Genomic DNA, 19,784 nt, shown 5'->3' with positions numbered 1-19,784 from the left:
ACCCGGCGGGCTGTAAGCCGTTGTTCCGTGTCAGTGGAGGCGCATTATAGGGAGTAATTCTGAAGTGGCAAGAGGAATTTCAAAAAAAAACTCCACCCGCTTATTTTTCAACCAAAGCTGCAGCTGAGAATACATTATCGCCTGGTTTTTAAACAAAAACGAGCCCGGCGGGCCCGTTTTTGCTGTTTTGTGATTTACTGCACTGCCACTATCCGGTCGTTTTTCACAACCAGCTGCACTTCTTTACCCGGTATCAGCTCTCCAGAGAGAATCTGCTGCGCCAGCGGGTTTTCGATCTGCTGCTGGATAGCACGTTTCAGAGGACGTGCGCCATAAACCGGATCGTAACCGTTTTCGCTCAGCAGCTTCAGTGCCTCATCAGAGAGGTGAACTTCATAGCCGCGTTCCTCAAGTCGTTTATACAACCGCTGCAGCTGAATCTGCGCAATAGAAGCAATGTGTTTTTCACCTAACGGGTGGAATACCACCACTTCATCAATACGGTTGATAAACTCCGGCCGGAAGCTTTGGCTAACCACGCCCAGAACCAGCTCTTTCATGTGGCTATAGTCCAGGGCACCAAAACGTTCCTGAATGAGATCCGAACCGAGGTTAGAGGTCATGATGACGACCGTATTGCGGAAGTCGACCGTTCTCCCCTGCCCGTCAGTCAAACGTCCATCGTCCAGTACCTGCAGCAGAATGTTAAAGACATCCGGATGCGCTTTTTCCACTTCATCCAGCAGGATGACGGAATAAGGACGACGGCGGACCGCTTCAGTGAGATAGCCGCCTTCTTCATAACCGACGTATCCCGGAGGCGCCCCAACCAGACGTGAAACGGAGTGTTTCTCCATAAACTCTGACATGTCGATACGTACCATCGCATCGTCGCTATCAAACATAAAGTTGGCCAGCGCTTTACAGAGTTCTGTTTTACCTACACCGGTAGGGCCCAGGAACAGGAACGAGCCGATTGGACGATTAGGATCGGATAATCCGGCACGGCTACGGCGGATTGCATTCGATACCGCTTCAACCGCTTCATTCTGACCAATGACGCGACTATGCAGCTCCTGCTCCATACGCAGCAGCTTCTCACGCTCGCCTTCCAGCATTCTGGCCACCGGGATACCCGTCCAGCGAGCCAACACTTCCGCGATTTCCGCATCCGTGACTTTATTACGCAACAGACGCATCGTCTTGCCTTCGGATTGCGTTGCCGCCGCCAGCTGTTTTTCCAGCTCCGGGATTTTGCCGTACTGCAGCTCGGACATCCGCGCCAGATCGCCGACGCGACGCGCCTGCTCAATCGCGATTTTCGCCTGTTCCAGCTCAGCCTTAATCGTCTGGGTTCCGGAGAGCGATGCTTTTTCAGCCTTCCACTCTTCTTCTAAGACTGAATATTGACGTTCTTTATCGGCCAGCTCCTCATTCAGCATATCCAGCCGCTTAATACTGGCTTCATCAGACTCTTTCTTCAGCGCCTGCTGTTCCAGCTTGAGCTGAATGATGCGACGGTCGAGTCTGTCCAGCTCTTCCGGTTTTGAGTCAATCTGCATCCGAATGCTGGATGCGGCTTCATCGATCAGGTCGATAGCTTTATCCGGCAGCTGTCGGTCGGCGATATAGCGATGAGACAGCGTGGCTGCCGCAACAATCGCCGGGTCGGTGATCTGCACGTGGTGGTGCAGTTCATAACGTTCTTTCAGACCACGCAAAATCGCAATGGTATCTTCAACGGTCGGCTCCGCCACGAATACTTTCTGGAAACGACGTTCCAGCGCGGCGTCTTTCTCAATGTACTGGCGATATTCATCCAGCGTCGTAGCGCCCACGCAGTGCAGCTCACCGCGCGCCAGCGCCGGTTTCAGCATGTTACCGGCGTCCATTGCGCCGTCCGCTTTACCCGCACCCACCATGGTGTGTAGCTCATCGATAAACAGGATGACGTTGCCTTCCTGCTTGGCGAGGTCATTCAGAACGCCTTTTAAGCGCTCTTCAAACTCACCGCGGTATTTGGCACCCGCCACCAGCGCGCCCATATCTAGCGCCAGCACCCGGCGCCCCTTCAGACCTTCCGGCACTTCACCGTTGACGATCCGCTGCGCCAGTCCTTCAACAATGGCCGTTTTACCTACACCGGGTTCACCAATCAGCACCGGGTTGTTTTTGGTACGGCGCTGCAGAACCTGAATCGTACGACGAATTTCTTCATCGCGGCCAATCACCGGGTCAAGCTTGCCCTGCTCGGCACGTTCAGTCAGATCGACGGTAAATTTTTTCAAGGCCTGACGTTGGTCTTCGGCTCCCTGATCGTTCACGCTTTCACCTCCGCGCATTTGTTCGATCGCCTGACTCACGTTGGCGGTTGTGGCCCCGGCGGATTTTAAAAGGTCGGTCAGCGTGCCGCGTGATTCAAGCGCTGCCAGAACGAACAGCTCTGACGAAATAAAGTTGTCCTTTCTCTTTTGCGCCAGCTTGTCGCAAAGGTTCAGGATACGCACTAAATCCTGGGACGGTTGAACATCGCCGCCGGTACCTTCCACCTGCGGCAATCGGCTCAACGCCTGTTCAATATTGGTGCGCAACTCTCCGGCATTGATGCCCGCCGAAGTTAATAAAGGACGTATCGATCCCCCTTCCTGATTCAGCAAGGCGCTCATAAGATGAAGAGGTTCGATGAATTGGTTGTCGTGCCCGAGTGCAAGGGACTGGGCATCGGCAAGAGCAAGCTGGAATTTATTGGTAAGACGATCCAGACGCATAACTCCTCCCATAACAGGTCAAATTTGCTACTGGAGATTAAATGAGGTCATCCCTCAATTATTCAAGGTTAAAGACCTGAACTATGCAAAAATAAGTTTGCCTTCTGGATCGTCTTAGTTCGGGAGGTTATATCAGCCAGATGAAACTTGCCATACGACCCGTCGTCTTGTCGCGACGATAAGAGAAAAAATCATCTTTTTCGCTGAGGGTACAGCGGTCACCGCCAAAAATCTGCTCAACGCCAACGCTCGCCAGCCGCTGACGCGCAAGCTGATAGATATCAGCAAAATACTTTTCACCTGCAGGACGAAATGCGCGCTCCGCCTGAGTATCTTTTGCCATAAAAGCCTCACGCACCTCCGGACCAACCTCAAACGCGTCCGGCCCAATGGCGGGCCCAAGCCAGGCCATGATGTTTTCCGGTTTATCGGCAAAACAGGCCACGGTTTCTTCCAGCACGCCTTCACAAAGGCCCCGCCAGCCGGCATGAGCAGCCGCAACTTCCGTTCCCGCGCGGTTGCAAAAAAGCACCGGCAGGCAATCAGCAGTCATCACCGCGCATACCGTACCCGGCACATTGCAGTATGAAGCATCAGCGCGCTTTGACGGGTACGGCCCGCCATCGAGCTTTAACACTGCCGTACCGTGAACCTGCTCCAGCCACACCGGGTATGACGGAAGACCGCCAGCGGCGAACATGCGCCGACGGTTCTCTTCTACGTGCTGCAGATTGTCTCCGCAATGGGCTCCGAGGTTAAGTGAATCGTATGGCGACAAACTCACCCCACCAGCGCGCGTGGAACTACAGGCTGCCACGCCTTCCGGCATTGGCCATTGCGGTACAATCAGTTTAGTCATAGCCAGTCAATATCGTCTTTATGGGTTTCAAAATCAGCGCGCATGGCATCAATCAAATCAACCATATCCTGTGGAATTGGCGCATGCCATTCCATCTCAATGCCGCTGATCGGATGGTATAAACGCAGCATGGTGGCATGCAGGGCCTGGCGATCGAACTTACGCAGAGCGGTGATGAACTCTTCCGATGCGCCTTTAGGCGGACGCGGGCGCCCGCCATAGACCTGATCGCCCACCAGCGGGTGAGTGATGTGCGCCATGTGTACGCGAATCTGATGCGTACGGCCGGTCTCCAGGCGCAAACGCAGACGAGTATGAATGCGAAAATGCTCCATGATCCGATAGTGCGTCACCGCCGGTTTTCCCATAGGATGTACCGCCATATGCGTACGCTTGGTCGGGTGGCGGCTAATCGGTTCTTCCACCGTTCCGCCAGCGGTCATGTGACCAATCGCCACCGCTTCATACTCGCGGGTGATTTCGCGCAGCTGCAGGGATTCCACCAGGCGGGTTTGCGCCGGAATGGTCTTCGCGACCACCATCAAGCCGGTGGTGTCTTTATCAAGACGGTGCACGATCCCCGCACGCGGCACGTCAGCAATGGCCGGATAGTAGTGCAACAGCGCATTCAGCACAGTACCGTCAGGGTTGCCCGCGCCAGGGTGCACAACTAAATCGCGCGGTTTATTAATTACGAGGATGTCATCATCTTCATAAACGATATTGAGCGGAATATCCTGTGGTTGGAAACGGACTTCTTCTTCGATTTCAACATCGATAGCAATCGTTTCTCCCCCCAGCACTTTCTCTTTCGGCTTGTCGCTGACGCTGCCGTTTACCAGCACTCTCTGGTCAAGGATCCATTCTTTTATGCGCGAACGCGAATAATCCGGGAACAATTCGGCCAAAGCCTGATCTAAGCGTTGTCCGAGTTGATTTTCGGACACCGTTGCGTTGAGTTGTACTCGTTGTGCCATATACAGCTTCTTCGTTTTAACGTTGGGTTTTACGGCTTTGCCGTTTAATATAGTGTGCTATTGTAGCTGGTCTTAATCGGGAGCAGGAACAGAGATTCTCCCGCATAAACATTTTGAGGAAGTCAAAACGTCATGACGCGCATGAAATACCTGGTGGCAGCAGCCACACTGAGCCTGGCTTTGGTGGGTTGCTCTGGCTCAAAGGAGGAGGTGCCCGATAATCCGCCGAATGAGATCTACGCGACCGCTCAGCAAAAGCTGCAGGACGGTAACTGGAAACAGGCAATAACGCAACTGGAAGCGTTGGATAACCGTTATCCCTTTGGTCCTTATTCCCAACAGGTACAGTTGGATCTGATTTATGCGTACTACAAAAACGCCGATCTGCCGTTGGCTCAGGCAGCTATCGATCGCTTTGTGCGCCTGAACCCTACCCATCCTAACATTGATTACGTCATTTATATGCGTGGTCTGACAAATATGGCGTTGGATGACAGTGCGCTGCAGGGCTTCTTCGGTGTCGATCGTTCTGACCGCGACCCACAACACGCGCGCGATGCCTTTAACGACTTCTCCAAACTGGTTCGTGGCTATCCTAACAGCCAGTACGCTACTGACGCCTACAAGCGTATGGTGTTCCTGAAAGATCGTCTGGCGAAGTACGAGCTGTCGGTCGTGGATTACTATACCGATCGTGGCGCATGGGTTGCGGTCGTTAACCGCGTAGACGGCATGCTGCGTAACTATCCGGATACGCAGGCCACCCGCGACGCGCTTCCGAAAATGGAAAACGCCTACCGTCAGATGCAGATGAACGCGCAGGCGGACAAGGTTGCGAAAATCATCGCGGCTAACAGCAAGAACACCTGATAGCCCTTAGATAAGCAAAACGGCAGCCGAGTGGCTGCCGTTTTTTTATTCGTTAAACCGTTAAGCTGAAGCGGTTTAGCGCCGAGTTAACTCATCAAATATGGCTCTCTTTCTTCCATTCCACAAGTAAAATCTCACCTGTTCCTGTCCTGTCTCACAAAACAGATTTGTTGACAAAAAGTGACAATAAAATGTGATTTAAATCACGCATTTTGACATTGGGCGAGGTATGCTGAGTTTACCAAGACGGGAAAGACAAGAGGTAAAATTTATGACAATGAACATTACCAGTAAACAAATGGAAATTACTCCGGCAATCCGCCAGCACGTCGCAGACCGTCTCGCCAAACTGGATAAATGGCAAACCCACTTAATTAACCCGCACATCATCCTCTCTAAGGAGCCGCAGGGTTTTGTCGCTGACGCAACCATCAATACGCCAAACGGGCACCTGGTCGCCAGCGCACGGCACGAAGACATGTATGCCGCAATTAACGAATTGATCAACAAGCTGGAACGGCAGCTCAATAAAGTGCAACACAAAGGGGAAGCCCGCCGCGCCGCAACGTCGGTGAAAGAGGCAGGCTTTGTGGAAGAAGAAGAGTAATCCTTAACTTAAGCTTGTGTCATGCCACGCGCCTTCGGGCGCGTTTTTTATTGACAGAGTGAAAACAGTACAGGTACTGTAATCCCCACTAATTCAAGGAATTCATCGTGAAACTGATCCCGTTTTTCTTCGCATTCTTTTTTACCTTCCCCTGAATGGGAGGCAATTCGTCGTGTGATAAAGAATGCGAAGACGAACAACAAGGCCTCCCAAACGGGAGGCCTTTTTTATTGATAATCAATAACAAGAAAGGCAACACATATGACCGAGGAAAACCCATTACTGGCCCTACGCGATAAGATCAGCGCTCTGGATGAGAAACTGCTTGCGCTACTGGCTGAGCGCCGCGGCCTGGCCGTCGAGGTCGGCAAAGCCAAGCTGGCATCGCACCGGCCGGTGCGGGATATCGACCGCGAGCGGGACCTGCTGGAACGCCTGATGACGCTGGGGAAAAAACACCATCTTGATGCCCATTACATCACGCGCCTGTTCCAGCTGATCATTGAAGACTCGGTCCTTACCCAACAAACGCTGCTGCAACAGCACCTGAATAAAATTAATCCGCACTCCGCGCGGGTGGCATTCCTCGGACCTAAAGGTTCATATTCGCACCTTGCGGCTCGTCAGTACGCCGCCCGCCACTTTGAACAGTTTATCGAAAGCGGCTGCGCGAAGTTCGCCGATATCTTTGAGCAAGTGGAGACCGGCCAGGCTGACTATGCCGTCGTTCCTATTGAAAATACCAGTTCCGGCGGCATCAATGATGTTTACGATCTTCTGCAGCACACCAGCTTATCCATCGTGGGCGAGCTGACGTTGCCTATCGATCACTGCGTGCTGGTCTCAACGTCCACCGATGCGCAACAGATTACGACGGTCTACAGCCATCCGCAGCCGTTTCAGCAGTGCAGCCAGTATCTGAGCCGCTATCCGCACTGGAACATTGAATATACCGACAGCACCTCCTCAGCGATGGAAAAAGTCGCTCAGGCTAAATCGCCGACCGTTGCCGCCCTGGGCAGCGAAGCAGGCGGAGCGCTGCACGGTTTGCAGGTCCTGGAACATTGTCAGGCGAACCAGACGCAAAACATCACCCGCTTCCTGGTTCTGGCGCGTAAAGCGGTGGAAGTCTCCGATCAGGTCCCCGCGAAAACCACGCTGTTGATGGCCACCGGCCAGCAAGCCGGGGCCCTGGTTGAAGCGCTGCTGGTGCTGCGAAACCATAATCTGATCATGACCAAGCTGGAATCACGCCCCATTCACGGTAATCCGTGGGAAGAGATGTTTTATCTGGATATCCAGGCCAACCTGGAATCACTGCCAATGCGCAAGGCATTAAAAGAGCTGGCCGAGATAACGCGTTCAATGAAAGTGCTGGGCTGCTATGCCAGCGAAAACGTGGTACCGGTCGACCCGGTTTAACGTTCTATAAACGGCAATTTCTTCATCCCTGCCACGGCAACTGGCAGGGTGAAGATCGCGCCGGAAAGCGGATATTTCGCCACTTCTTCGGCATCCATATTCTCCCGCGTGGTGGTAATGTAGAGCGTCTTCATATCCGCTCCGCCAAAACAGACCATCGTCGGGCAACGCACCGGTAGACGATGCTCCTCCAGCTGCTCGCCCGTCGGCGAGAAGCGCGCAATACGCCAGCCGTCAAACATCGCGCTCCAGTAGCAACCTTCAGCATCGATGGCCGCGCCGTCTGGAATCCCCTCTCCCGGCTGAAAGCGCAGGAAGACCTCACGTTTACCCGCCTCGCCCCGCTCATCGAGAGGTGTTCGATAGATAACGGCATTTGGCGTATCCGAGGTATACATCCAACGTTTGTCTTCGCTAAACGCCAGACCGTTAGCGCCGTGAATATCGCACTGGATAACCTGCGGGGAGAGATCGTTATCGATGCGCACTAAGAGCGCGCCATTAAAATCTCCCGGCCCCCAGAAAGTCCCGGCATAAAAGCGGCCGTCACGATCGGTTCCACCATCATTAAAGCGCGCTAATTGCGGGTTGCTGGGGTTATCGCAGACTTTGCGCTGTAGAAGACCATGCGCATCAGTGAGCCAGATACCGCTGCGTAAAGCGACGATAAAACCGCCCTTCTCGCGCAGGGCAAAACATCCGGGCTCCTCGGGAAATTGCAGAACCTGATGTTCACCCGTCTGCACGTCGTAGCGATGAATCTCGCATTCCATAATATCGGCCCAGTACAATGCCTGTTCGGCTTCGCTCCAGGTCGGACATTCCGGTAAATGCCCGGTGTAATCAAACAGCGGTTGTGGTTCAGCCATCGTTTTCATCCCTATAAAAAAAGCCAGCGGGTCACCCCTCTGGCTTTATTGTATACGTGTTTGACGACTTACTGCCGATTATCATTTGCCTGGCGCAGCAACGTCCGGCTTTCGCTCTGGAAGCGCTGGGCATAGTCACCGAACCAGTGCTCAACCTTACGGAAGCTATCGATGAACGCCTGTTTATCCCCCTGCTCCAGCAGGCCGATAGCTTCACCGAAGCGCTGGTAGTATCGCTTAATCAGCGCCAGATTATTTTCCGAGGACATAATAATGTCAGCATAGAGCTGCGGATCCTGGGCAAACAGCCGGCCTACCATCGCCAGTTCCAGACGATAAATAGGCGACGACAGCGCCAGAAGTTGCTCAAGACGCACGTTCTCTTCGGCCAGGTGCAGGCCGTAAGCGAAGGTCGCAAAGTGGCGCAACGCCTGAATAAAGGCCATATTCTGATCGTGCTCGACGGCGCTGATACGATGGAGCCGCGCGCCCCAGACCTGAATTTGCTCCAGGAACCACTGATACGCTTCGGGCTGGCGGCCATCGCAGTACACCACCACCTGCTTCGCCAGGCTGCCGCTGTCCGGCCCAAACATGGGGTGTAACCCCAATACCGGACCTTTGTGCGCGGCCAGCATCGCCTGCAGCGGTTCCGCTTTCACCGAGGCCAAATCGACCAGGATGCAGTCCGCCGGCAGCGGTGGCAGCTGAGCAATCGTTGCCGCCGTGATATGAATCGGCACGCTGACGATAACCATACCGGCATCGGCGACAATCTCTTCCGCCCGCGACCAGTCGTCTTTTTCAAGGATACGAACCTGATATCCGGAAAGCGTCAGCATTTTCTCAAACAGACGCCCCATTTGCCCGCCGCCGCCAACAATCACGACCGGACGCAGGTTCGGATAAAGCGTTTTAAAACCTTTATCGTTTTCGCTGGAATAAGACTCCCGCATGACGCGACGCAAAACATCTTCGATAAGATCCGGCGGGACCCCAAGCGCAGCAGCCTCCTCGCGCCGGGACGCCAGCATCGCCGATTCACGTTCAGGAACGTAAATGGGCAGGCCGTATTGGCTTTTAACCTCTCCGACTTCCGCTACCAGCTCCAGGCGCTTAGCCAGCAGTTCCAGTAGCGCCTTATCGACTTCATCAATTTGATCGCGTAACGCGGTCAGTTCAGCAACCATATCATCCTCTTACGCCAGACGAGCCGCCAGATGGCCTCGCAGATCCTTATCAAGTTCGCGGAGCAGCGCATCGGTGGTTTCCCAACTAATGCAGGCATCGGTCACTGAGACGCCGTATTTCATATCGCAACGCGGCTGCTCAGAGGACTGGTTACCTTCGTGGATATTGCTCTCAATCATCAGACCAATAATGGAACGGTTACCATCTTTAATCTGCGCGACCACGGATTCCGCAACCGCAGGCTGACGGCGGTAGTCTTTATTAGAATTCCCATGGCTGCAATCTACCATCAGCGATGGCTTCAGTCCCGCCTGAGTCATCTCTTTTTCACACTTCGCAACATCTTCCGGGCCGTAGTTTGGCGCTTTCCCGCCGCGCAGAATGACGTGACCGTTCGGGTTGCCCTGCGTTTGCAGCAGGCACACCTGTCCGGCCTGGTTGATGCCGACGAAACGGTGCGGCATCGCGGCAGCGCGCATTGCGTTAATTGCCGTGGCAAGGCTGCCATCGGTGCCGTTTTTAAACCCTACCGGCATCGACAGGCCAGAAGCCATCTCACGGTGAGTCTGGGATTCGGTCGTACGCGCGCCGATAGCAGACCAGCTAAACAGATCGCCGAGATACTGAGGACTGTTTGGATCCAACGCTTCCGTCGCCAACGGTAGCCCCATATTGACCAGTTCAACCAGCAGACGGCGCGCAATCTTCAGGCCGCCTTCCACATCAAACGAACCATCCATATGCGGATCGTTAATCAGCCCTTTCCAGCCAACGGTGGTGCGGGGTTTTTCAAAATAGACGCGCATGACCAGATAGAGGCTATCGCTGACCTCTTCGGCAAGGGCTTTAAAACGACGAGCGTACTCAATGGCGGTTTCAGGATCGTGGATCGAACAAGGGCCACATACCACCAGCAGACGCGGATCGCGGCCGGCGATGATGTTGGAGATGGTCTGGCGAGACTGCGCGATCTGCGCCTCCTGCTCAACGCTAAGAGGGAATTCAGCCTTCAACTGATCCGGTGTGATCAAAACCTGTTCGTCGGTAATGTGTACGTTGTTCAGCGCGTCTTTTTGCATGATTGCGATCCTGTATAGCTCGTTTGCGATAGTTATTGCCTCAGCGAGGATGACGTAACGATACCACACAAAGTAAAGATTTCAATCCATATTCCGTAAATTTTACTTTACACATAGAAATTAAATCGCGCTGTATTTCATTCAATGCGTATCAAATTATTTACAGTGAGTCATTAAACGCCAGTTTTTCCCTGCTTCCACGAATTTCTTTTACGAAAAATCCTGGTAAGAATTATCTCAAAGCGGCGAGGCTGGCTAATGACGATTTTCCTCAACAATGCTATTCTTCGCCCGGGTTTCAGCAATCTGCATCCCCCACGCTATGACAATCTGACGGAACCGTAATGACTGTTCTTCACCGTCTCTTTTTGACTTTAGTACTATCACTCGTGGGTATCTCTGCTGTTGCCTCCGGACCGTCTGAAAATGTTCGGACAATCGTTTCGGGGATCGTGACTTATACTCGCTGGCCGCAATTATCCGGTCCTCCAAGGCTCTGTATTTTTTCAACATCACGATATATCCATAGCCTGGCCGAAGACGCTCCGGAAATATTGCCTTATAAACCCGTGATTGTTCGTAATACACAAGAAGCCTTACAGACGACCTGCGATGGTTTTTATTTTGGCAGTGAATCGCCGACCCAACAGTCTGAATTTACGGCCAAATATGGAAACCGGCCCCTATTACTTATTGCGGAACAAAACACCGATTGCTCTATTGGCAGCGCTTTTTGCCTGCTCATCAACAATGAGAGAGTCAGATTTTCCGTAAATCTGGATGTACTGACGCACAGCGGCGTTCGGGTTAATCCCGAGGTGCTGATGCTTGCCCGGAAAACATCACATGAATAAGGATTTTTCTCAGGCCCCGCGCCCCACATTTAAAAGAGCGCTGCGCCGTATCAGCATGATAAGCGTGGTGATCTCTATGACACTGGTCTGGCTGTTACTCTGCACCGCTTCCATATTTACACTCAAGCAATACGCCCAAAAAAACCTGGAACTTACCGCCGCCACCATGGGCCGTAGCCTGGAAGCAGCGCTCGTTTTTGGCGATAGCGCAGCGGCTGAAGACACGCTGGCCACGCTGGGCAGACAGGGGCAATTTTCTCAAGCAATTCTGGTCGATGGCCGGCAAAGACCCTTCGCCTCATGGCATAACGATGGTCTGGTCAGTCAGGATAAAATCAGCGACGTCATCAGCAAATGGCTCTTCCCGAAACCCACGGTGCAAACTATCCTGCACCAGGGAAAAATTATCGGTGAACTCCGTCTGACCGCGCTGGACAGATTGATAAGCTATTTTCTTGGTATCTCTATTATTGTGCTCACCGGCAGCATTTTTCTGGCTTCCTGCATCGCCTTGCTCCTTACCCACTCGCTGCATCGCGGCATTGTGGCAGCGTTACAGAGCATTACCGAGGTGGTACATGACATCCGCGAAAATCGCCATTTCTCCCGCCGGGTGCCCGAAGAGCGCATTGAAGAATTCCACCTGTTCGCCCAGGACTTCAATAGCCTGCTGGGTGAAATGGAGGACTGGCAGCGGCAGCTTCAGGCTAAAAACGCCCAGCTCCTGCGCAGTTCATTACACGACCCGCTAACCGGGCTGGCTAACAGAGCGGCTTTCCGGAATGTCATTAATGATCTGATGAAGGATGAAACCGCCCAAAGTCATTCTGCGCTGTTATTTCTTGATGGCGATAACTTCAAGCTTATTAACGACAACTGGGGCCACGCAGCCGGCGATAAAGTGTTAATTGAGGTCGCGAGCCGCCTGATGGCCTTTGTCGGTAAACAGCATCAGGCATGGCGTCTCGGCGGCGATGAATTTGCCGTTCTGCTACGGGATGTTCATTCAGAAACCGAAGTTCGGGCACTGTGCAGCGCGTTGTCCGAACAGTTTATCCCGCCGTTTAATCTACACAATGGCCACACCGCCAGCCTGTCACTGAGCATTGGTTACGCTTTAACCTGGGAACATACCTCAGCGGAAAATCTGCAAGAGCTTGCCGATCAAAATATGTATCGGATGAAACACCAGCGCTTACAGCAAACGCAAAAATAAAAGGAATCACCATGATCGGAAAATATTTTGCTCCTGCTTTACTGGCCGCACTTTTTCTTAGCGGCTGCCAGGCTCCGCAAGGAAAATTCTCGGCAGAACAAATTGCAGCAATGAAGTCATATGGCTTTACTGAAACCAACGGCGACTGGTTATTAGGAATATCTGATACCATCCTGTTTGATAAAAACGACTATCATCTGCGTGCCGAAAGCAAACAGCAAATTCGCACAATGGCTTCACGTCTGGCGAATACCGGTATTACCCATAGTCGCCTTGAAGGTCATACTGATAATTACGGCGAAGACAGCTACAACGAAATGCTATCGCTTAAGCGGGCTAACAGCGTGGCGGATGCCTGGGCCGAAGGGGCGAATATTCCGCGCGCAAACTTGACCACTCGCGGACTCGGGAAAAAGTATCCTATAGCCAGCAACGATACCGCGAAAGGGCGCGCTGAAAACCGCCGCGTCACGGTGGTTATCAGCACGCCTTAAACACCTATTCGACTGGTTTAGCCGCTATCACCGCCGTTGCTGAGCGCCAGCACAGATAATCAACGGCGAGACATAGCGCGAGACTGCTCCCCATGAGCGGCAGCGCCAGGCCCAACAACACCGCAATAACGGCAGTCAGCAAACGAGCGGGCCACGCTAAGCCAAACCACGCCTGTATCAACGTATTGGCCGGGTTAAACGCCGCGCGCGCCGGGCGACGGATCCACCACAGCCGGTACCCCACCGCTATCATCACGCAGAGTGCGGTTCCGAACGCGATAAGCAGTAGCTGGTTAGCAAGACCGAACAAAATTCCCATATGGAAATCAACGCCCCAGCGGGTCAGCTTAGCCATGAGAGGAAAGTCGGAAAAATGAGTGCGGTCCACGATTTGCATCGTTGCACCATCGATCGCGACAGCATCAACCCGGGTTGGCCAGCTTCTGTCGATTTCATTTACCGTCCACGCGCGCCCGGCACCCGACGGCGGTCGAATCTCCAGCTTACCGGCATCCAGCCCCGCCGCGCGGGCAGCCAGCAGAACCGGGTCAAAATCCTCTACACGCAACTGCGCCGTTATCTCCCCCATTGCTCCATGTCCCACATGATGTTCGGCATGCGGATCGTGAGCGGCCGGAGCGGCACTTTCCAGCTGGGTATTCACCTGCGGCGTCAGCCAGCCAAAGGCGGCACGCATCCTATCGACGTGACTACCGGCCCATTGCGACCAGGTTAAACCGGTCGCAGAGAATAACAACATACCGACCAGCAGCACCCAGCCGAGAGAAACGTGCAGGCGGCGGTTATTCTGCACTCTATTATTTATACGACGACGAGGCCGGGTCATCGACCACAGCGCGATCCCGCCCAGAGCGGCAACCCACATCCAGGAGGCTGCCAGCTCGCTGTACAGTCGGCCGAAGTTACCCAGCAGCAAAGAGCGATGGGCATAATCAATCCACTGACGCAGGGGCAAAATACCGCTGGTGCCGTAAACCGGCATATCGCCTGTCACCCGTAGCGTCACCGGATCGACAAAAATTGCCCGCGTTTCCGACTCGCCAAGGGTCGGGTCAATAAACATCACTCGGGTCGTATCGCCAGCCATTATCCCCGGCCGAACCGCATGCAGGCGGAGGTTTCCCTGAATGGCCTCCGTCGCTACGGTAATTTGCGCGCTTAGCGGCTGTTTTTCCCCAGTCAACGTACCGTACAGAGCATCACGATAGAGCCAGTTTTCCAGCTGAGGGGTGGCAACATATAGCGTACCGGTCAGGGCCGCCACAAAAATAAACGGCCCGATAAACAATCCGATATAGAAATGAAGACGACGCAGCAGGTTCAGCCATGCCGCGCGCGAGGTGCAGGTAGTCATACTTTTCCTTTTTTTAAAGCAAAAGAGAACGTTGCGCAGTGCGCACATTATTTTTTATGTAAGGGAGAAAGCAGACGGACGCGGTGGCGCGCGGGTGTGGGGATAAAGCCAGGTAAAGTCATGCCAGCGTTTCCTCTCCGGGCGGGAAACCGGGGCTCGCTGGCGTCGAAGCATCAGGCTGAGCAGCAGCAGCAGCGCGAAAATCAGGCCCGGAACATGAGCTAACAGTACGCAGTAGCCACAGGCTTCAGCATGATCGAGCGGCACGCTGTGCGCGTGTTCCGGCATCGAGGCATCGGTATTCGTCATGGACATCTGATGTGATGGCATACCTTCCGGCATCCCCATCATTGCGTGATGCATGCCATTCATCGGATCTTTTTGCAGGGCGATGGAGATCAACGGCGCCACCACGATCAGCAGGATCGCAAACAGCGCCAACCATACGGCCCGCCGTTGTAATGCTGCGTGATGAAAAATATTGCTGACCACCGTCCCTCCCCATGAGGGGCGTATTGTAAATGATTCGCAATGGAATGGTTAAAATAAAGATAAAAAAAGGGCCGGCCCATCAGGCCAGCCCTCTCATTCAGGATGTCGCGAAAGCGAATCTTAGTTAAGACGCTCTTTGATACGAGCAGACTTACCGGTACGCTCACGCAGGTAGTACAGTTTAGCTTTACGTACAGCACCACGACGTTTGACAGAAATGCTGTCAACTACCGGAGAGTGAGTCTGGAAGACACGCTCAACGCCTTCGCCGTTGGAAATTTTGCGAACAGTGAATGCAGAGTGCAGACCGCGGTTACGAATAGCGATAACCACGCCCTCGAATGCCTGCAGACGTTTTTTGGAACCTTCAACAACCCATACTTTCACTTCCACGGTATCACCCGGACGGAAGGAAGGTACGTCCTGCTTCATCTGTTCTTGTTCAAGTTGCTTAATAATGTTGCTCATAATTTAATCTCTTATCCTGGGTAAACTGATATTGGGGGCTTACGCCATCCCATCATGTTTATGTTGCTGTTGCGCGAGTTCCTTTTTGAACTCTGCCAGCAACCTTGCTTGCTCTTCAGTCAGAGCCAGGTTTTCCAAAAGTTCAGGTCTTCTAAGCCAGGTACGGCCCAGCGACTGCTTCAGACGCCAGCGACGTATCTCAGCATGGTTTCCCGACAGCAATACCGGCGGTACTTCCATACCTTCTAACACTTCAGGACGCGTATAGTGCGGGCAATCCAGCAATCCTTCAGCAAACGAATCTTCGATTGCTGAAGCTTCATGACCCAGCACCCCCGGAATAAACCGGGAAACGGAGTCAATCAGCGTCATTGCCGGTAGCTCACCACCGCTGAGAACGTAATCGCCAATTGACCATTCTTCATCAATCTCGGTCTGAATTACGCGCTCATCTACGCCTTCATAGCGACCGCACACCAAAATCAGCTTCTGATTTGTTGCCAGTTCGCTGACGCCCGCTTGATCAAGCTTGCGTCCCTGAGGTGAAAGATAAATCACCTTTGCGCCTTCACCTGCCGCGGCTTTTGCTGCATGAATGGCATCCCGTAAAGGTTGCACCATCATTAACATCCCCGGTCCACCGCCGTAAGGACGATCGTCCACGGTACGGTGCCGGTCATGAGCGAAATCGCGAGGACTCCAGCTCTGGATGCTCAGCAGGCCATTTTTTACTGCCCGGCCAGTTACCCCGTAATCGGTAATTGCGCGGAACATTTCAGGAAACAGGCTAACGATACCTATAAACACAAGCCAATCCCCATAGTGCCGTTTTTTACCGTTTATTCGGAGAATTTAAAAACCAGGATCCCAGTCTACTTCGATGGTACGAGTAGCGAGATCGACTTTCTTGATAACCTGCCCATCGAGGAACGGAACCAGCCGCTCCTTGATACCAAATGCATCTTTCAGGTTTGCCTTGATGACGAGAACGTCATTAGACCCGGTTTCCATCATGTCGATGACTTTGCCGAGGCTATAGCCTTCCGTGGTCACTACCTGGCAGCCCATCAGGTCTTTCCAGTAGTAGTCACCCTCTTCAAGCGCAGGCAGCTGCGATGAATCCACGACAATTTCGCAATTAGTCAACAGATTCGCTGCATCGCGATCGTCAATGCCTTTCAGCTTAATGACGATATCCTGATTGTGGTGGCGCCAGCTTTCCAGCTCAACAACCTGCCACTGACCCGCCTTCTGGATAAACCAGGGCTGATAGTCAAAAATGCTTTCGGCGTCTTCGGTGGAGGAAAACACTCTGAGCCAACCACGGATACCGTAGGAAGAACCCATCTTGCCCAATACAATCGGTTCAACAGGTGCTTGTGCGGTGTGTTGCTTGCTCATCATGACCACCGTGACAGATTAAGCTGCTTTGTTAGCGGCTTTGATCAGCGCAGCTACGCGATCGGAAACAGTAGCGCCCAGGCCAACCCAGTGAGCGATACGATCCAGATCCAGACGAGTTCCTTCTTCGGTCGCAGAAGCGATCGGGTTGAAGAAACCAACGCGCTCAATGAAGCGACCGTTGCGTGCATTACGGCTGTCGGTAACAACAACCTGGTAGAACGGACGCTTTTTCGCGCCGTGACGTGCTAAACGAATAGTAACCATAACATCCTCTTGTGTGAATAAAACACCGGGCCCCATCGAGGAACGGAGCCCGGTGTCATATTAAAAGCCCGAAAATTTTACTGATTTCTGGGGAAATTGCAATCAGCAGTTATAAACTCTGCTGTGGAAGGGCGACTCCGGTACCCTTAAATTGGTACCGGAGCATAAGTCATAGCCAGAATGCGCCAACCATGTGTCAGAAAAGAAGCGCGCCCCGGCAGAAATGGCGACCAGCCTATCGGCCTCCGGGGAACCCTGGCGGCATCATTCCTTTCATTCCGCGCATCATCTTCATCATGCCGCCTTTCGACTTCATCTTCTTCATCATGCGCTGCATATCGTCAAACTGCTTGAGCAGACGGTTCACATCCTGCACCTGCATTCCGCAGCCTGCGGCGATGCGGCGCTTGCGCGAACCTTTAATAATTTCCGGTTTAGCGCGCTCTTTCAGCGTCATCGAGTTGATGATGGCTTCCATACGCACCAGAACTTTATCATCCATCTGTGATTTAACGTTGTCCGGTATCTGCCCCATGCCCGGCAGCTTGCCCATCAGGCTGGCCATACCGCCCATGTTTTTCATCTGCCGCAGCTGTTCAAGGAAATCGGTCAGGTCAAAACCGTCGCCTTTTTTCAGCTTAGAGGCCAGCTTTTCAGCCTGCGCGCGGTCGACCTTACTTTCGATATCTTCGATCAACGACAGGACGTCGCCCATGCCGAGAATACGGGAAGCGATACGATCCGGATGGAACGGCTCCAGCGCTTCGGTTTTCTCGCCAACGCCGAGGAACTTAATCGGCTTGCCGGTGATATGACGAATCGACAGCGCCGCACCGCCGCGGGCGTCGCCATCCACTTTGGTCAGCACGACCCCGGTCAGCGGCAGAGCTTCGTTAAAGGCTTTCGCCGTGTTCGCCGCATCCTGGCCGGTCATCGCATCGACAACAAACAGGGTTTCTACTGGATTGAGAGACGCATGGACCTGCTTAATCTCATCCATCATCGCTTCATCAACGTGCAGACGACCGGCGGTATCCACCAGCAGCACGTCGTAGAATTTGAGCTTCGCTTCTTTCAGCGCGGCATTAACGATATCAACCGGCTTCTGACCCACGTCAGACGGGAAGAAATCAACGTTAACCTGCTCGGCCAGCGTTTCCAGCTGTTTGATCGCCGCAGGGCGATAGACGTCAGCGGAAACGACAAGGACTTTCTTCTTGTGCTTTTCACGCAGGAATTTACCCAGCTTAGCGACGCTGGTGGTTTTACCCGCCCCCTGCAAACCGGCCATCAGAACCACGGCTGGCGGCTGCGCCGCTAAATCCAGCGCCTGGTTCTCTTCGCCCATCGCGGCAACCAGTTCGTTGCGCACGATTTTGACGAACTCCTGGCCCGGGGTCAGGCTTTTGTTGACTTCATGACCTACCGCGCTTTCTTTTACGCGGTTGATGAAATCACGTACCACAGGCAGAGCAACGTCCGCCTCCAGCAGCGCCATACGCACTTCGCGCAGGGTATCTTTAATATTGTCTTCTGTAAGGCGTCCGCGGCCGCTAATGTTGCGCAGCGTACGCGACAAACGATCGGTTAAATTATCAAACATTGTCTCTCGCCTGAGGTGGAAACGGTCGGTCGCCGCAGCGACACAAAAACGGAATGGGCGCAGTATAACACGACATAAACGCGAATGTGCTGCAACGGTTGGAGCCAGAGTCGCGTGACGCTATACTGCTTCTCTTTACTATTTAGTCAACAGTCGACACCCCTATGCCTGTTTTTGCTCTACTCGCCCTTGTCGCCTACTCCATCAGCCTCGCGCTGATCGTCCCTGGCCTGCTGCAAAAAAACAGCAGCTGGCGGCGGATGGCGATTCTTTCCGCAACTATTGCGTTGATTTGTCACGCCTTCGCGCTGGAGTCACGCATTTTTCCCGGCGGCGAAAGCGGGCAAAATCTCAGTCTGTTAAACGTGGGATCGCTGGTCAGCCTGATGATCTGTACGGTGATGACCATCGTCGCCTCGCGTAATCGCGGCTGGCTATTGCTACCCATTGTCTACACCTTCGCCTTAATCAACCTCGCGTTCGCTACCTTTATGCCGAACGAGTACATCACGCATCTGGAAACCACGCCGGGGATGCTGGTCCATATCGGCCTGTCGCTCTTCTCTTATGCTACGCTGATTATCGCTGCGCTTTACGCGCTGCAGCTGGCGTGGATTGACTATCAGCTGAAGAATAAAAAGTTGACCTTCAGTAGCGAAATGCCGCCGCTGATGAGCATTGAACGTAAAATGTTTCATATCACCCAGATAGGCGTGGTTCTGTTAACCCTGACGCTGTGTACCGGGCTGTTTTACATGCACAACCTGTTTAGTGCGGAAAACATTGATAAAGCAGTGCTGTCTATCGTTGCGTGGTTCGTTTATATCGTCCTGCTTTGGGGCCACTATCATGAAGGGTGGCGCGGACGCCGGGTCGTCTGGTTTAACGTGACTGGCGCGGGGCTGCTGACGCTGGCCTACTTTGGTAGCCGCGTATTGCAACAGTTCATGAGCTAAGTCTTTAAGGAATCCC

21 protein-coding genes and 1 other annotated feature are annotated in these 19,784 nt (G+C 53.3%); of the genes, 8 read left to right on the top strand and 13 right to left on the bottom strand.

Annotation, left to right across the window (positions count from 1 at the left end; translation table 11 throughout):
- Nucleotides 1-194: 194 nt before the first annotated feature.
- The 3 genes from clpB to rluD form a co-directional block, all read right to left on the bottom strand.
- The gene (gene clpB, locus SIK97_RS24640) at nucleotides 195-2,768 is read right to left on the bottom strand and encodes an ATP-dependent chaperone ClpB (RefSeq protein ID WP_014226431.1); all 2,574 of its coding nucleotides are present in this window, start codon (nucleotides 2,766-2,768) and stop codon (nucleotides 195-197) included.
- Nucleotides 2,769-2,895: 127 nt separating this feature from the next.
- On the bottom strand, nucleotides 2,896-3,627 hold the full coding sequence (gene yfiH, locus SIK97_RS24635; protein WP_025107359.1) for a purine nucleoside phosphorylase YfiH: 732 nt from the start codon (nucleotides 3,625-3,627) through the stop codon (nucleotides 2,896-2,898).
- A complete protein-coding gene (gene rluD / locus SIK97_RS24630; protein ID WP_004853302.1) occupies nucleotides 3,624-4,604 on the bottom strand; it encodes a 23S rRNA pseudouridine(1911/1915/1917) synthase RluD in 981 nt (326 codons plus the stop codon). The genes yfiH and rluD overlap by 4 nt, the downstream gene beginning before the upstream one ends.
- Before the next feature lie 132 nt (nucleotides 4,605-4,736).
- Here rluD and bamD point away from each other — a divergent pair, with 132 nt between their 5' ends.
- The 4 genes from bamD to pheA all read left to right on the top strand — a co-directional run bounded on the left by bamD (nucleotide 4,737) and on the right by pheA (nucleotide 7,503).
- A complete protein-coding gene (gene bamD / locus SIK97_RS24625) occupies nucleotides 4,737-5,474 on the top strand; it encodes an outer membrane protein assembly factor BamD (protein WP_004853303.1) in 738 nt (245 codons plus the stop codon).
- A 271-nt stretch (nucleotides 5,475-5,745) separates the two neighbouring features.
- Nucleotides 5,746-6,081 (top strand): ribosome-associated translation inhibitor RaiA, encoded by a 336-nt coding sequence (gene raiA, locus SIK97_RS24620; protein WP_004104616.1) that lies wholly within the window; start codon nucleotides 5,746-5,748, stop codon nucleotides 6,079-6,081.
- A 106-nt stretch (nucleotides 6,082-6,187) separates the two neighbouring features.
- Nucleotides 6,188-6,312: a sequence feature (Phe leader region), on the top strand.
- Nucleotides 6,189-6,236, top strand: coding sequence for a pheA operon leader peptide PheL (gene pheL, locus SIK97_RS24615; RefSeq protein WP_101706155.1), 48 nt, complete (start codon nucleotides 6,189-6,191; stop codon nucleotides 6,234-6,236). (Overlaps the previous feature by 48 nt.)
- Nucleotides 6,313-6,342: 30 nt before the next feature.
- Complete coding sequence (gene pheA / locus SIK97_RS24610; RefSeq protein ID WP_004853306.1) at nucleotides 6,343-7,503, top strand: bifunctional chorismate mutase/prephenate dehydratase; 1,161 nt, start codon at nucleotides 6,343-6,345, stop codon at nucleotides 7,501-7,503.
- Here pheA and SIK97_RS24605 read toward each other — a convergent pair.
- From SIK97_RS24605 to aroF, 3 genes are all read right to left on the bottom strand, one after another.
- Entirely contained in the window at nucleotides 7,500-8,372 is an 873-nt protein-coding gene (locus tag SIK97_RS24605; protein WP_032751928.1) for an SMP-30/gluconolactonase/LRE family protein, read from the bottom strand. The genes pheA and SIK97_RS24605 overlap by 4 nt on opposite strands.
- Before the next feature lie 68 nt (nucleotides 8,373-8,440).
- Nucleotides 8,441-9,562: a bifunctional chorismate mutase/prephenate dehydrogenase gene (gene tyrA / locus SIK97_RS24600; protein ID WP_014226434.1), complete on the bottom strand. Its 1,122-nt coding sequence runs from the start codon at nucleotides 9,560-9,562 to the stop codon at nucleotides 8,441-8,443.
- 9 nt (nucleotides 9,563-9,571) lie between these two features.
- Entirely contained in the window at nucleotides 9,572-10,642 is a 1,071-nt protein-coding gene (gene aroF, locus SIK97_RS24595; RefSeq protein ID WP_014226435.1) for a 3-deoxy-7-phosphoheptulonate synthase AroF, read from the bottom strand.
- A gap of 344 nt (nucleotides 10,643-10,986) precedes the next feature.
- Between aroF and SIK97_RS24590 the strand changes: the two genes are divergently transcribed.
- The 3 genes from SIK97_RS24590 to SIK97_RS24580 are packed head-to-tail and all read left to right on the top strand — an operon-like array spanning nucleotide 10,987 to nucleotide 13,206.
- Nucleotides 10,987-11,496 carry a YfiR family protein gene (locus SIK97_RS24590; protein WP_004853313.1) on the top strand — a complete coding sequence of 170 codons (510 nt, stop codon included), beginning with the start codon at nucleotides 10,987-10,989 and terminating at the stop codon, nucleotides 11,494-11,496.
- Nucleotides 11,489-12,712, top strand: coding sequence for a diguanylate cyclase DgcN (gene dgcN, locus SIK97_RS24585; protein ID WP_014839238.1), 1,224 nt, complete (start codon nucleotides 11,489-11,491; stop codon nucleotides 12,710-12,712). The genes SIK97_RS24590 and dgcN overlap by 8 nt, the downstream gene beginning before the upstream one ends.
- 11 nt (nucleotides 12,713-12,723) lie before the next feature.
- A complete protein-coding gene (locus SIK97_RS24580; protein ID WP_049101170.1) occupies nucleotides 12,724-13,206 on the top strand; it encodes an OmpA family protein in 483 nt (160 codons plus the stop codon).
- Between the two features lie 4 nt (nucleotides 13,207-13,210).
- Here SIK97_RS24580 and SIK97_RS24575 read toward each other — a convergent pair whose 3' ends face one another.
- The 7 genes from SIK97_RS24575 to ffh all read right to left on the bottom strand — a co-directional run bounded on the left by SIK97_RS24575 (nucleotide 13,211) and on the right by ffh (nucleotide 18,812).
- The gene (locus SIK97_RS24575) at nucleotides 13,211-14,581 is read right to left on the bottom strand and encodes a PepSY-associated TM helix domain-containing protein (protein ID WP_057173931.1); all 1,371 of its coding nucleotides are present in this window, start codon (nucleotides 14,579-14,581) and stop codon (nucleotides 13,211-13,213) included.
- Nucleotides 14,582-14,635: 54 nt separating this feature from the next.
- Entirely contained in the window at nucleotides 14,636-15,073 is a 438-nt protein-coding gene (locus tag SIK97_RS24570; RefSeq protein WP_057173932.1) for a DUF2946 domain-containing protein, read from the bottom strand.
- Between the two features lie 120 nt (nucleotides 15,074-15,193).
- Complete coding sequence (gene rplS / locus SIK97_RS24565; protein ID WP_004104634.1) at nucleotides 15,194-15,541, bottom strand: 50S ribosomal protein L19; 348 nt, start codon at nucleotides 15,539-15,541, stop codon at nucleotides 15,194-15,196.
- Nucleotides 15,542-15,580: 39 nt separating this feature from the next.
- Nucleotides 15,581-16,348, bottom strand: coding sequence for a tRNA (guanosine(37)-N1)-methyltransferase TrmD (gene trmD, locus SIK97_RS24560; RefSeq protein ID WP_004104636.1), 768 nt, complete (start codon nucleotides 16,346-16,348; stop codon nucleotides 15,581-15,583).
- 45 nt (nucleotides 16,349-16,393) lie between these two features.
- Entirely contained in the window at nucleotides 16,394-16,942 is a 549-nt protein-coding gene (gene rimM / locus SIK97_RS24555) for a ribosome maturation factor RimM (protein ID WP_014226441.1), read from the bottom strand.
- 18 nt (nucleotides 16,943-16,960) lie between these two features.
- Nucleotides 16,961-17,209, bottom strand: a complete 249-nt coding sequence (gene rpsP / locus SIK97_RS24550; RefSeq protein ID WP_004123777.1) for a 30S ribosomal protein S16 — start codon at nucleotides 17,207-17,209, stop codon at nucleotides 16,961-16,963.
- A 235-nt stretch (nucleotides 17,210-17,444) separates the two neighbouring features.
- Entirely contained in the window at nucleotides 17,445-18,812 is a 1,368-nt protein-coding gene (gene ffh / locus SIK97_RS24545) for a signal recognition particle protein (RefSeq protein ID WP_057173933.1), read from the bottom strand.
- A gap of 164 nt (nucleotides 18,813-18,976) precedes the next feature.
- Between ffh and SIK97_RS24540 the strand changes: the two genes are divergently transcribed.
- Entirely contained in the window at nucleotides 18,977-19,768 is a 792-nt protein-coding gene (locus SIK97_RS24540; RefSeq protein WP_004853326.1) for an inner membrane protein YpjD, read from the top strand.
- Nucleotides 19,769-19,784 lie beyond the last annotated feature (16 nt).

Source organism: Klebsiella sp. JN_Kp126 (assembly GCF_033843325.1).
GTDB lineage: Bacteria > Pseudomonadota > Gammaproteobacteria > Enterobacterales > Enterobacteriaceae > Klebsiella > Klebsiella michiganensis.
The sequence above is the reverse complement of the archived record's forward strand: the minus strand, read 5'-3'. Positions and strand labels throughout refer to the sequence as shown.